This is a genomic window from Kribbella sp. CA-247076 (genome assembly GCF_050942445.1).
In the GTDB taxonomy this organism is placed as follows: Bacteria; Actinomycetota; Actinomycetes; order Propionibacteriales; family Kribbellaceae; genus Kribbella.
In genome coordinates this window covers 4167660-4180882 of record NZ_CP192051.1, presented here as the reverse complement: position 1 = coordinate 4180882, position 13223 = coordinate 4167660, and the positions used below count along the sequence as shown (strand labels likewise).

Here is a 13223-nt window from a genome sequence, read left to right as displayed (position 1 = left end):
GGCGCGCCTTGACGTAGTCGAGTACTTCGGCAGGTGCATCGAGAGCAGACCCGCCGACCAGCGCCAACTCGTGCGGCGGCGCTCCCAGCGGCAGTGGCTCGGGCGCTGGAGGCGGTTTTGCGGGCGGTGCGAGCGCTGAAGCAGCGGCGAGGGCACCAGGGCTCGGCGGCGCCTCGGTCTTCGGTGCCGGGGTCGCTGGGACTGGTGAAGGTCGTGCCGCTCGCTGTTCGCGGACAGGCGGTGCGATAGTCACTGTTGACCTTCCGAGCACAGCGGGTCGGGCGGCTTGGTTTCCGGTGCCGGAGCGTCAGTGGCTTCGTCGCACAACGAAGCCAGCAGGTACGGGTCGGACGGCCCACTCCAGTACATATCCGGCGGGCATCGTCCGGGTCCTGGACGCATCGCACGGCAGACGATCTCGTAGGTGGAGTCGACGTCGTACTGATGCTGACCGACGGAGCCCTTGACCGGGATCGACTCGTCGAACGGCGTGCCGTAGTCGCGGGACCAGGTCGGGACGAGACCGAACCAGAGCGACCTCGTCCTCGCCGCGTCGCACAACGCGGAGTTGATCGGAACGCGCCACATCAGCACCGTTACCTCGGTCAGCGCGTCGTTCAGATCAAGTTGCTCCTCCGGCGTGATCGGCCGGTCCGGCAGCGGGTGACCGTCGCTGTCGACGTCAACCCATCCCTGTCCACCCAGCCCGTCGACCATCCACGACTGTTCGCCCAGCTCACGATGCCGACGTACGGCGAACGACACCGTGAACTCGTCCGCCGGGTTCGGCCGGGGGAGTCCCTCGTGGTCGCAGAACACCTCGATGACAACGGCGTGGAAGCGGCAACGGCTGGGCTGGAACAGCCTGCGTTCCGATGGAATGGTGAGCGAGTTGCGAGGATCCGCGACCACCCGCTCGGCGACGTCGGTGGTGTCGTACTGCTGGATGTACGGCGCGCGGGCACCTGGGTGGAACCGGTCGATGTTCAAGCGCTCGCACTGGTACCACGGCGTCCGCAACGCGAGCGGATGCTGCCCATCTCTGGGTACGGCGGACGTTGCCTGAGGCATCGCTATCGCCGTCACTGGAGGTTCCCGACGCCCGGCGTGTACGACGGTGAGGTGACCAACTGCTCCGCGACGAGCGAGCCGCATTTCACCATCCCGCTGAAGCTGGACACTGCGGCGTCGACCTGAACCATCGGAGCGCTGAGCTTGACCGTCACGTTCGCGTCGACCTCGATGTCGGTCGCCGTCAGCTTGATCTTGCACCCGGTGGCATGGGTGATGCTGATCTCTTGGGCCGACTGGTCGAGCACGACCGCATGGCCGTTGGCCATCGTGATGCGGACCTTCGCCGCACCGGTCGTGTCGTCGAACTCGAGCCGGCTGTCGGCGCGGGACCGCAGTAGCCGGATGTTGTTCGCACGCTCGGGATCGTATGGCAGCGACTTCTTCCCATTCCACGCCGCACCTAGGATGTAGGGCCGGCGGAGATTGCCGGCCTCGAACGCGACGACTACCTGGCTGCCCACTTCGGGGAGTACGAGCAGCCCTTGCCCGTCGTCGGCGTACGGCGTGCAGAGTGTCGCCCAGGCACGCACGTCCAGGCCGTCGCTGCCCAGCCATGGGTACGAAACTTGAACCCGACCGAGAGCGTTCGGGTCGACCAGTTCCGTGACCACTGCCGGATAGACGCCGTGGTACGCCGGTGCGGAGCCGTCACGCGGTTGGGGCAGCATCATGCCACCTGGTTGAGCGTGGCTCGTTGTGCGGTGAACTCGGTCCGCAATCCCTTGATGAGATCGAACCGATGGCAGATCGAGGTGACGTAGTACCCCTCGCCTTCGAACGGTTCGCCGACCAAGCGGAGTGCCAGACGAGAGCCGACCACGAGGTCAGGCGTGCCGTTGGTGACCCCGGTCGCGGTGACGAAGGCCCGTCCGCGCCGGAGCATCTCCGCTCTGGCCCAGGCCGCTGCTTCCTCGGAGGTCAGTGGTACCTCCCGAACGCGAGCCGTCACGGAATTGCCCAGAGCCGACGTCACGATCGCGGCACCCGATCGGCCGGGGATCGCCTCGGCCTCGACCACATCCTTGTTCGCGCGTTCGCTGATCATCGATCGCTGTGTGGCGTCGTACCCGCCGACCACCACCTCGGTGCGCTGCGCGGAGAGGTCGGCGGTGAACCGCGCGCTGAGCAACTGCGCACCTCTGGTGAGGGTCACCGCAGTAGCTTGCCGGGTTGAGCGGGAGCGGAAGTGCAGGGTTGACCCGGTGCACCACAGCTCGGCCTGGATCAGCCGGGCGCGGTCGCGCAGGAATGCCAAGTCGCTCTGGTTCAACTGCTGTACGACGTCGTAACGAGGGCCGTCTGCTCGTACGTCGGCGTCGAGCCCGTGCTCCCGGGCAATATCCGAAGCGATCTCGGCGTCGGTGATCTCGGTCCAGGAACGCAGCCGGCGCGTCATGCGTAGCCGCATCAGTGCGTCCTCGGCGAGTACCACGACCCGTTGAGGCTCGCCGTCACCGATCTCGAGCTCCAGCGCGGAGATGGCGCCATCGAACACGAATCGCTGGGCAGAGACGGGGCCGATGGCAACCTTGATGCTCCGGCCGAAGTCGATGGTCGATCCGTCTAGATGGCGCAGGCGTGCCGGCGGACCGTCGTCGCCGGCGCCGACTGCGAGAAACTGCGCCTCGAGCGTGCGCAGCCCGCCGATGCCCTCACGGATCTCGAGTCGCAGACAGTCCCGGCCCAACTTACGCACAAGTGTGCCGTCGACCGAGAACACCGGAGCTTCGACCCGTACGGGCGTCTCAGTCATCGAAGTCCTCCGCGGCAACACGCGCCGCGAGCCACTCAGCGCGAGCGGAGCGAAGAATGGTCTCCTCGGCCTGTGCACCAGGCTCGCGCCGGTCCGGTTCGACGCGTGGCGCCGGCGTACCCTCGCTGATCTCGGTCCGCAGTTCATGAACGTAGACGGGCGCCATCACGCACCACCTCCTGGCCTCCACCGCAGTATCGGCCCGGATGCGTCACCGTCGCGTTGCTCGCCAGACCGGGCTCTGGCGCCGACCGCGGACGACCCTCCAAGGACGGCTTGCGTGGCAGTCGCCGCGTGTGCCCGCCGTTGCAGCGGTATGGATCTGCCGTACGTCAGGCTCCGCGGGTCGATCGGAGTATCGAGGGATCCCGCTGCGAACGCTTCCGGCGGTACGGCGAATCCGGCAGCAGTACGTCGTACCTCGGTAGTGATGTCCTGGGTGCGCACGATCTGCTCCGCTCGAGCAACGCCACCCGCAGCAGAGAGAGCGAATCCCGCACTACGCGAGTCGCTCGACGGCAGGTCGCCGAGTGCAGCAGCCAACGCGTCCGGCGTACGAGTCGTCGGAATCGCCGCGAACTGCGCGGTGGCTGATCCCACGGCGCCGTTCAGACCGGATGTGATCTCCGGACCAATCGTCACTGGAGACCCGGCGGCGAGGGCGAGCGGACTGTCGAGGCCGGACATCGCAGCACGCCAGGTGGACGGGTCGCGCCCGAGTCGTGCCAGCACCTGCTGGGCGCTCTCGCCTTCGTGCGCCTGGACGATGTTCTGGGGATCGCGCGTGCCGGAGTTGCCCGGTGCCGCTCCACCGGCCGCCGACGGGTCTGTCGCCGCTTTCTGATCCCGCTTGCCGTTGCCGGAGTCCATGGCCTCGAACGTGATGTCCTGCTCCGAGATACTCAAGCTGACCTTTGCGTGCAGTGCGGTGCCGTCGGGAGCGAAGAAGTCCAGGTCCTCGGTGACCTGGTCGACGATGCCGTCGAAGATCAGCCTCCCCCAGGCGAAGCGAACGGCCGGCGCCGCCGTGGCGCTGTTCTTCGGCACCTCGACGAACTGGCGCACGAGCGCGGTCCACTGCCGGACGTCGACGTGTTCGCCGTTTGCCTCTTGTTCGCTGGTATCGAATTCGAGATCGAACGCGAGCGTGGCATGTTCTTGCGACGGATGCTGCGCCTTCTGCGTACCGGTAGTGACGCCGCCCCGGTCGACGTTGTTCCGCCGGGTGATCTTGAGCGTCGCTGGGTTCAGCTGCACCGAGATCGCGTCTCCGTCCGACCGGACGACCGGGGCTGCATCCTTCTTCCCGGACGGTACTCGGGCGAAGCGTTGCAACGTGGCCCGAACCAGCTCTCCGCTCATGGCGCGACCTCCAGCCGCAGACCCTCATGAGCAAGGTGCAGCTCCTCGACGGCGACTGCTCCGGTCAGCGCTTGGAGGCTCGGACCGACGACTTTCACCGGGAGCGCACGGACGAAGGTCCACTTGGCGACGACCTGGGTGAAGGACGGGTTGAACACCTGGATGCTTCCGTCGTACCGCGGCAGCGGAACCTCTCCGGAGACCATTGCCCTGATCCAGTTCCAGATCGCGACATCCGCATAGCCGCCGCTGACCGGAACGAACATCCCGCGCTTGAGCACGATCGGTGCATGCTTGACCCGGCCCAACCGCCGTACGGTGGCGTCGTTGGAACCACCCTCGAGTACGTCGCGCAGGTCGGCGTCGAGCGTGAGTCCGGTGCACTCCTGGAACCCGCCGTCACCGAGCCGATCGCCGGCCGGCGTACTTCCGGCCGTGGGCTGCGCTGTGGAGCCGGTCCGGGAACCCCCGCCGGCAGGAGCGGGTGGTGCGGCGGCTGAACCGGCCGATGCCTTAGCGTCGAGCTGTGGCGGCGCGGCGAGGGTACGGCCGGGACGGCTTCGGGTCAGTTCGATCGTGAAGCGGAAAGCCTGGACAAGCTCGACCTGTTGAACAGACACGGCTCATCCCTCCACACCGACAGTGCCCGCGGCGTCCCTGCTCAGCCGGAGGACGATGAACTCCAGCGGTGTAGCAGGTGAGACACCGATCTCGGCAACCAGACGTCCTTGTTGCTGAAGCCACGGCGGGTTGAGCGCGTCGTCGCACTGGACCCAGAACGCCTCTTCTTCAGTGGCGCCCGCGAAAGCTCCGTCACGGTAGAGATCTCGCAGCAGTCGCGTCACCGCTTGCTTCAGTTCGCGGCGCAGGCCTGGCGTGTTCGGCTCGAAGGCCAGCCACTGTCCTTGCCGTTCGAGCACCAGCGCAAGCATGGTCATCAACCGCCGGACGCTCAGCTGGCGGAGGTCCGGGTGTCGGGTGAGAGTATGGGCGGCCGCTAACCGGAAGCCGTCGCGCTCGGCGCGGAAGACGTTGATTCCCAGCCTATGCAGGTTGTCGTGTTCCGCGTCGCCGATGTCACGCGCAGCCCGTACCGCGTCGACGGCGATCTCGGCGGCCGGTCCCCAGGGAATGCCTAGCCGGCGTTCCCGCCCGGCAGTGATCCCCGCCGCCACGGCCGAGGGCGCAAGCCTTCGTAGGTGTCTGCTGCTTCGATCGGCTCGGTTCTCGGCAACTGTGCCCAGCCATGGGTGGTACGCGGCCGCGTAGCTGCTGTCGATGGCAGTGCGCCAACGCGTGATGTCCCGGTATGCGAGTCCATCGGGAACGTCGAGCAGCGCGACGAACCGGCGCTGCCGCTCCGCGAGCGCCACAACGCGCTGCTGTCTGACGAGTGCCTGGTCGAGGCTCGCGCCGCCGCCTTCCAGCAGTACGGCGACCGGCTCAACGCGTTCGTACTCGATCGGAAGCTCTGGAGGTTCGCACGGCCGCGAGATGGGGTACGTCGGCAAGCGCACTGGTTCGATCTGTACTGGTGTGACAACCGCATCCCACAGGAGATCCGGCGCACTCAGCAAGCCGATCTCGGGCTCCACGGTCATCCGGTCGACGCCGTGCAGCACGAGATCCTGATCGCATGGTTCGATACCGCCGATCGGTATCTCCTCCGGGGCGACGTCGCCGAAGAAGCTCCCGGGCTCGATGCGGTCGAAGCGATCCACAGCCTCTCGGACAAGCGTCGAAGCGATCGAAACCAGCCGCACGTCAGGTGGAACGATGCGGTCCGGCCACTGCCCGTCTGGCCGTACGAGCAGTGACTCGTTGCTGAGAACGGCGCCGATGGCGCGGGGATGGAGACGACACATCCCGAGCTCGTCGAAGCGCTCCTGTCGGCGTACGTCGTCTGCTCGATCCACGATCACCACGCCGGCGGTGATGACGTCGACGTCGAGACTTTGCCGCCACGCTTCGCCATCTGCAGGTTCGGGCACGCCGTCGAGGTCGTCGTCCAGTACTGCAACGGCAGTACGACGGCCGCGGCCGTCGTCTCGGAACGTGCTCGACTCGACCCAACGGAAGGTCGGCAGCCGCCCGTCGTCGAGCCAGACCCGCAGCAAGGTCCCCGGCGGTAGCTCGAGACCGGCCGGCTCCGCAATCTGCCGGCCCCCCGCTCCCGCCGTGAACCGGGTCGTGGCGCCGAGGGTGTAGGTGATGGTCAAGCCGTTGCCCCAGGCCCCTTCATTGCGGGCCGCCAACGTCAGGTCGACCGACGTTCCGTTCTGGGTAAACGTCAGTCGGTGCAGTGCGACGGCGACACCAGATGCCCGCGGCAACGGTGAGACTCGCAGAATCAGGGCACGTACGCCGCCCTGCGCGAAGAACGCGTGGACCGCCGTACCGAGACCTCCCGGTGACTGACCGATATCGCCGAACAACCATTGGTACTCCGACCACGAGTTCACCGGTGTCGGCACGTCCACCGGTCCACGCGCGGCAACGCCAACGAACCCCGCGACATCCAACCGTACGGGTGTGAACGCGGGCGGCGACTGCACCTCGGTCAGATAGACGCCGGGTGCACCGAGCTCGGCGCCGGTCACTCTCATAGCGATGCAAAGTCGATTCGCTCGGCCGCGAGTACCAGCTCTTCCATCGCGACCTCGCCGCCGCCCTTGGCGGCCAGCGTCGGGCCGGTCCACTTCTTCGGTTGCGTTGTCCGCAGTACCCACTGGCAGACGGGGGTACGAGCCTCGTCGAGCAAGGTGACGGTGACGGTGCGGGCGTCGTAGGCGCCCTCCCGGGTCGCCTTGATCCACTCGAAGAGCCGGAGGTCACCGATGATGCCGCGCTTGAGCGTGACGTCGTTCGTCGAGTGGGTGTTGGCAATCTTGCGGACGTGGTTCTCCTTGTCGTTGCCGTTGCGGTACTCGGAGAACTTCACCTCCACCGCCGCGCCGGTGAAGTCGGAGAAGCCGCCGGCGATCTGGTCCTCCCCGCCGGTGTCGCCGAGCTTCACCATGAAGTTGAAGGCGCCGTACGGGTTGTCTCGTAATGCCATCTCATCCTCCAGTCCTGCGTCTCACCGGTCCGGTCAGCCGCGCCGCGAGTCGGCGGTCCACTGACCGATGCGGAAGATGACGAACTCCGCGGGATAGGTCGGGGCGACGCCGATGAGGCAGATCATCCGGCCGTTGTCGAGATCGTTCTGCGTCATCGTCGTCCGGTCACAGCGGACGAAGAACGCCTCCTCGGGGCGGGTGCCCATCAGCGCGCCGGTACGCCAAACCGTGATCAGGAAGTCCTCGATCGTCTGCCGGATCGAGCCCCAGAGTCGTTCGTTGTTGGGCTCGAACACGGCCCACTGCGTGGACTTGTCGATCGAGTGCTCGAGGTAGATGAAGAGTCGGCGGACGTTGACGTACTTCCACTCCGGATCGGACGAGATGGTGCGTGCGCCCCAGACCCGGTTCGCCCGGCCCTCGAAGAACCTGAGCGCATTGACGCCCTCGGGGTTGAGCACGCCCTGGTGCGCGTAGGTCACGTTGGTGACGAACTGGGTGATGCCGAGTACGACCTCGTTCGCGGGCGCCTTGTGCACCCCGCGCTCGATGTCGGACCGGGCGTAGATCCCGGCCACCGCACCCGATGGCGGTATGTCCAGCGTGGTCGCCGGCATCGACGGATCCTGCGGAGCGGTCGGGTCGACGATGCGCAACCAGGGGTAGTACAACGCGGCGTACTTGCTGTCGAACTTCGAGCGGAACGCGCGGACCTGCGAGATCGAGCTCTCGATTGGCGGGTCGACGATCGCGATCCGGTAGCGCTGCTGCTCACAGTGGCTGATCAGCGCATCAACTGCCGTCTTGGCGTTGTCCAGGTCGGTCATGTTGGTGGTATCAGGCATCGCGACGATGGCGATGTCGTCGATCTCGGCGAGGGCTGCCAGGCCGGTCGCCGGGGCGAGGCCGTCCAGCTCGGCCACCTGTCCTGCGAGCTCGGCCGCACCTGGTTGGCCTCCGTCTGATCCGCCCGTCAGATAGGTGCCCTCAGCCTCGGTCGTCAGCAATGCGGCAAGCATGGCCGTAGCGTCCGGCTCGGGTTGGCCGGCGGGTGTGCGGAGCCAGATCAGTGCGGTGTCATCGGCCGGATCGATGTCCTGGAGCACGCTGCCGACGAATCGTCGGTGTTCGGAGCCGAGTTCGAGGCCGGCGTACACGTCGAGCCGATCGCCGAGGTGTACCTCGACGTCGACCGTTACGTGGAACGCCGCCTGGCCCGCGGTGGGAGCGTCGACACCACCGTCACCGTCGCTGAAACCGAGGGCACCGTTCTGCACCTCGACGATCTTCAAGCTCGCTGGAACCTGATCCTCGGGCATGCTGGGCGCGCTCCCGTTGCCTTCCAGCGCGGCGGTCTCCACGGCAGCGCCAGGCAGAACTCCACGCAGCCGGACGCCGTCCTGGATGTTCTTGGAACGCCTCCACTTCACGACGACCTTAATGTTTCCCCCGACCAATCCGGGCCAACGCGCGCACCACTCGAGGACCGGTGGGTTGGCTCCGACAGGGAGGCCCAGACGTGCGAGATCTCCCACTGGACCCGCACCGGAGCCGTCAGCAGTCGGGACGAAGACCCGCTGCACGTAGAGGCGTCGCCCACCGTTGCCGAAGAACGCCCGAGCCGCGAGCGCCAGCCGGCAGGGGTCAGTCCCGACGCCCAGTCCGCCGAAGATACGCTCGTACTCCGTCAGGCTTGTCACGAGCACCGGGCCCGTAGCCATCTGGATGCGGTTCGCGAGATGCCGGACGGGACCGTACTGGGTCACGCCGACCATGCCGAACGTACTTGTCGGAACGCCCTCGATCGAACGCGATCGGAAGCTGGTCTCCTCGACGTAGACGCCGGGAGTCAGATACTCGGGCATAGTCGACCTCCTGGGTCATTTCGGGGTGTACGTGATGTCAGCAAGCGCGGCGATCCGGCCGGGGCTGATGGATCGCACCTCGTCCGCTGCGGATGTCAGGTAGCCGTCTGGTACCGCGACGCCGATGGTGACGTCGGCCGGAACAGGAGGTGGCGGCGGACTCCGGTCGGCAGGCTGCGCGGGTGGCACGGGTTCGCGGGGGAGCCGTTCCGGTTCGAGGTCCCACAGCGGATCGGACGTCTCGTCGTCGGTCGGCTTCTTGTCAGGCGGTGGAACGTGGACTCGGATGGCGACGTCGACCGGTCCGGACGCGATCGCGTTGCCCAGCCTGTTGAGCAGAACGAGAACCTCACCGCGGTCGTCGCCGTGCCCCCAGCCCAGGCGGCCGCCGGCCCCGTCGAACAGTTCGACCCGCGCCCACCTGACCGGTTGGCCGTCGCGGACGATGCGCATCCGCGCACCGGTCGCACCTCCGGGCACGCCGTACGCCGCCCCGGGGAGCAACCACGGGCGAATGCTTCTGCTCAACGCCGGGACGAACGCTCCGACGGGTGTGTCCGCATCCACGCCGCGGACCTCGCCGAGGGTCCAGATCGGTACGGAGAAGCGTCGCGGTACGAACCGACCGGCTTGATCGGTGATCCGGAGCGAGACCGTTGGCGGAGGTAGCGGAGGCGGATCGGTCGGCGACTGGGGTGGCTGTGGTGGGATCGTCCGGTCGTGCAGCAGGACGTACGCCGGCGCGCCCGGCACCGGGATCGCACCGTGCTGCTGTTCCAGGCTGGGTCGATGTGGCCGATACGGGGACGACGATCGTTTCGTTTCACGCCCGACGCGGACTCCTGGTGGCGTGGGATGGCGCGTCACCGCGTCAACCGGAACGACGGCGAGTGCGAGGCGGTGCGCGGCGGTGGTACGGCCCAGCGGGGTGTCGATGGTGCCGAGCAGCGGTTCGGTCACGACGGTCGCCTGCCCGTCACATCGATGTGGTTGCCGATGGTGGTGACCCGCTCGGACGGCGGGGCTCCGTCCGCATCGATGACGATCACGCGCGCGACGTACGGAAGGCACAGGCGATAGTCGGTGGTCAACGCCTGGAACGCCTCGCTCATCGAGTCGAGCGCGAGTTCGTCCGGCACGATCTGGACCATGTCGCCGGGATCCCAGTCACCGGCGGGATCGAGTTGTGGGCCGGTCAGCAGGCTGTTCGCCTCGAGAATCCGAGCGGTCAGCCCCAGCCATTCCAGCTCGTTCTCGACGATCTGGTCCCACGCCGAGACCATCAGGTGCATGCGCAGGGGCACACGGGGAATCCCGTCGCCCGCGGCTACAGCGGACCAGCCGGGTCTGGTCTCACGGTCGACGCTCAGCCGGTAGCAGTACACGGAGACCGCGGGGAACCGGATCACCGCGGACGGACTGCTGTTGACCTGATCGAAATCCGTGGTGCCGGCAAGTACGGCCGTCGGGCAACGCAGCGGCGCCGGGCGCTCGCTGCGGAACCCGGAGTTGAGAATCTCGACCACGCTGAGGCCCAGCGCGGCCAGCGCCTTGTAGCCGGCCATGGAAGCCATGCTCGGAGGCGCCCGTCACCACCGCGTCGCGGACGCTGCTATGCGAGGGCGACGGCCCCGTGACAACGCATCGTCAGACTCGCCGGAGAGGTCGACGAAGGAGGAGACGATGGGTACCGAAACCGAGACTGACACACCGCAGACCACCGGCAACTGCGCCGGGTGCGACTCCGGTGGGCTGGCTTGCAGCACCGAGATGTACAAGCGACAGGCCGAGGTCGCGGAGGAGTCGGCGAAGGCCCTCGACAAGTACCAGGAGACGTTCGACTCCGCCCGCGCCGCGTACCCGAAAGCCCGCGCCGACGCGAAGGTGGACGTGGAGAAGGCGCGGGAGGACCTCGAAACGGTCCGGCAGTCATTGTGCAAGCTCAGCAAGGACGACCGCAGGTGCCTGTACGAGTCGTACCAGAAGGTGCAGAAGGCGATCGATGATTGCAGCCAGACGGCCGGTCCTTGCGCCGATTGCGAGTGCCCGGATCCGCCCGCGCCGAGTACGGACGAGACGTCGAGCAGCCTGGCTGGCCTGATCGACAAGTATCGGCAGATCGCAGCCAGCAACCAGGCGTGCTTCACAAGCCTCACCGAGCTGCTGAAATCCATCCCGACCGACATCAAGTCGCTCAAGGACGATGTTGCGAAGCTGGTCCGCGAGGTCGGCGAAGCGGTCGACAAGGACGTGCTGGTCCGGCTGTACGTGCGATACCTGGTCCTCAGGCTCAGGTCGGACGGCAATAGTCTCTTCGGTGGCTTCGACTCGGTGAACGCGTATGTGAACCGGCTGTGCAAGGCGATGCAATACAGCAACGCCGCGTGGCTGGCCGTTATCGAGCTCGAAGGCCGCAAGGCCCGGCTCGACTGCCAGGAGCGTTCACGGAAGGCCGAGTGCGAACGCAAGCGCAAGGACATCGTCGAGGACGTCCTGTGCGAATACGAGAAGTGCAAGCCGGCCACGCCGTCGGATCCAAGTACTCACGAGCCTGGTTGCGGCTGCGGCCAGCACGAGGACCAGTCGTCCAACGCCGTGCCCTAACCGGTTGGGCCGTGGCCTGACCTAGGACACAGCCCATCAATCCGCTGCCGGGATCTGCGCCTTCGGCAATCCGACCAGTACGGCGAGGTTCGGATCGGGGTCGACGCCCAGCTCGCGCCGAACTAGGCGCCAGTAGTCGAGGTGAATCCGGCGTGCCTCGACAAGGTTGCCCTCGGCAAGGTGTGCCTCGACCAACGCTCGATGAGCGCTCTGCCGCAGGGGCTCGACCCGAACCGCCTCGAGGGCGACTTCGATGGCGTGCGCGTACCTGCGGGTTCGGACGAGTTGGCGACTCAGCGCCTCGAACGCGTGCAGCACCCGCTGGCGGAGTCGTTCCCGCTCGAAGATAACCCAGTCGTCGTACCAGCCGGGCAGCAGGTCCAGGGCGTCTCCCCCCCAGCGCGGGAGTCGTAGCTCGTCGGCCGAAGCGTGCCCGTCGATCACCCTCTGCGCCCAGTTGTCGATGGTGCTGACGTCCACCGAGGTCGTCGGATCGAGCCAAAGCGCGCACTTGTCGGCGCGCAGTACGTCGATCCCGGCGCCCTTGAGGCGCCACAACGACGAGCGCAGGTTGCCGGCGGCACGGTCGTCGTGGCCGAGGGGCCACAGGGTCCCCGCGGCGAGCCGGCGGTCGACTCTGCCTTCGTGCAGCGCGATGAACGCGAGCAACCGCTTACTTCCCTCCGGCACGCCAATACGCCGATTGCCTCTGACGACGAACGGCCCGCCGAGCAGACACAGTTGTGATCCGCTGTTGGAGTCGTGGAGCAGGGCCCCGAGCGCGCCGGCTCCCTCCCGAACCGGCACCAGCCCCCTTGGAGATACGTAAGCAGTCACAGGAACCCCCTGTCTACGTGTGACCAGTCTAGAATTTCGGCGTCACCGCGCTGTCACCTGGAAGACGCCATTGCCAGCTTCAAGACCGGCAGCATGCATGACCCGGCTGCGCATCAAATGCTTCAGCGATAGGCGTCGAGCACGCGGTGCATTCCCCAATAAGTTGATCGATCGGCCCGTCATGATGGCTCTGCCTTTCGGATGATCTCGGCGTGTCCGATCAGGAGCCAAGGACCCCCAGCCCGTGCCCCAGGCTGCTCCTTACATTGATCGATACCTGGACATGCCGAGAAGTTGCGACCCGGATCGGCCTCTACACGGGGAAATAGTCCTCGTTCGGAACGAGTCGTGTGAAACTTCTTGGCGACGGAGTCAGATCGGGCAACGGGCAACGCATAAGCGCTTGGTCACCGCGAAGAATGGCGCCTCGCTTCGGTGACGTCTTGGTGACAGCGTGTCTGTAGATTACAGAAAGGCGGGCCGTGTCCAGGCGTGGATTCTCCTTGAAGGGGAGCGGACGATGGAGTGGAACTCGCAGAAATGGCGGGCTGTGCTGTGCGATTTCCTGGAGCGGACGGGCTGGTCGGCCGGGCAGCTGTTTTTGCGACTCTACTTGCTGGGGGAGCGTCGGCGTCAGTCGGGGATCTACCATGGAATTACGCATTTGAC

General features: G+C 66.7%; 13 protein-coding genes. 1 reads left to right on the top strand and 12 read right to left on the bottom strand.

Annotation, left to right across the window (positions count from 1 at the left end):
* Positions 1 to 249: 249 nt before the first annotated feature.
* The 11 genes from ACQPYZ_RS19810 to ACQPYZ_RS19760 all read right to left on the bottom strand — a co-directional run bounded on the left by ACQPYZ_RS19810 (position 250) and on the right by ACQPYZ_RS19760 (position 10678).
* Positions 250 to 1071 carry a hypothetical protein gene (locus tag ACQPYZ_RS19810; RefSeq protein WP_433157891.1) on the bottom strand — a complete coding sequence of 274 codons (822 nt, stop codon included), beginning with the start codon at positions 1069 to 1071 and terminating at the stop codon, positions 250 to 252.
* 11 nt (positions 1072 to 1082) lie between these two features.
* Complete coding sequence (locus ACQPYZ_RS19805; protein ID WP_433157888.1) at positions 1083 to 1742, bottom strand: phage baseplate assembly protein V; 660 nt, start codon at positions 1740 to 1742, stop codon at positions 1083 to 1085.
* Positions 1742 to 2794, bottom strand: coding sequence for a phage late control D family protein (locus ACQPYZ_RS19800; protein ID WP_433157885.1), 1053 nt, complete (start codon positions 2792 to 2794; stop codon positions 1742 to 1744). The genes ACQPYZ_RS19805 and ACQPYZ_RS19800 overlap by 1 nt, the downstream gene beginning before the upstream one ends.
* A 25-nt stretch (positions 2795 to 2819) precedes the next feature.
* Entirely contained in the window at positions 2820 to 2993 is a 174-nt protein-coding gene (locus ACQPYZ_RS19795; protein WP_433157883.1) for a hypothetical protein, read from the bottom strand.
* Positions 2993 to 4189, bottom strand: a complete 1197-nt coding sequence (locus ACQPYZ_RS19790) for a hypothetical protein (RefSeq protein WP_433157880.1) — start codon at positions 4187 to 4189, stop codon at positions 2993 to 2995. The genes ACQPYZ_RS19795 and ACQPYZ_RS19790 overlap by 1 nt, the downstream gene beginning before the upstream one ends.
* Positions 4186 to 4809, bottom strand: a complete 624-nt coding sequence (locus ACQPYZ_RS19785; protein WP_433157877.1) for a phage tail protein — start codon at positions 4807 to 4809, stop codon at positions 4186 to 4188. Before ACQPYZ_RS19785 ends, ACQPYZ_RS19790 begins: the two co-directional genes overlap by 4 nt.
* A 3-nt stretch (positions 4810 to 4812) precedes the next feature.
* Entirely contained in the window at positions 4813 to 6789 is a 1977-nt protein-coding gene (locus ACQPYZ_RS19780; protein ID WP_433157874.1) for a phage tail sheath C-terminal domain-containing protein, read from the bottom strand.
* Between the two features lie 2 nt (positions 6790 to 6791).
* Positions 6792 to 7247, bottom strand: a complete 456-nt coding sequence (locus tag ACQPYZ_RS19775; RefSeq protein WP_433157872.1) for a phage tail protein — start codon at positions 7245 to 7247, stop codon at positions 6792 to 6794.
* A gap of 33 nt (positions 7248 to 7280) precedes the next feature.
* A complete protein-coding gene (locus ACQPYZ_RS19770) occupies positions 7281 to 8678 on the bottom strand; it encodes a phage tail sheath family protein (RefSeq protein WP_433157870.1) in 1398 nt (465 codons plus the stop codon).
* Positions 8679 to 9128: 450 nt separating this feature from the next.
* Positions 9129 to 10073: a hypothetical protein gene (locus ACQPYZ_RS19765; RefSeq protein WP_433157867.1), complete on the bottom strand. Its 945-nt coding sequence runs from the start codon at positions 10071 to 10073 to the stop codon at positions 9129 to 9131.
* The gene (locus ACQPYZ_RS19760) at positions 10070 to 10678 is read right to left on the bottom strand and encodes a DUF4255 domain-containing protein (protein ID WP_433157865.1); all 609 of its coding nucleotides are present in this window, start codon (positions 10676 to 10678) and stop codon (positions 10070 to 10072) included. The genes ACQPYZ_RS19765 and ACQPYZ_RS19760 overlap by 4 nt, the downstream gene beginning before the upstream one ends.
* 118 nt (positions 10679 to 10796) lie before the next feature.
* On the opposite strand from ACQPYZ_RS19760, the gene ACQPYZ_RS19755 reads away from it, so the two are divergent.
* Positions 10797 to 11717, top strand: a complete 921-nt coding sequence (locus ACQPYZ_RS19755) for a hypothetical protein (protein ID WP_433157863.1) — start codon at positions 10797 to 10799, stop codon at positions 11715 to 11717.
* A 36-nt stretch (positions 11718 to 11753) separates the two neighbouring features.
* Here the strand turns inward: ACQPYZ_RS19755 and ACQPYZ_RS19750 are convergent, their stop codons facing one another.
* Positions 11754 to 12407: an AfsR/SARP family transcriptional regulator gene (locus ACQPYZ_RS19750; RefSeq protein WP_433157861.1), complete on the bottom strand. Its 654-nt coding sequence runs from the start codon at positions 12405 to 12407 to the stop codon at positions 11754 to 11756.
* Positions 12408 to 13223 lie beyond the last annotated feature (816 nt).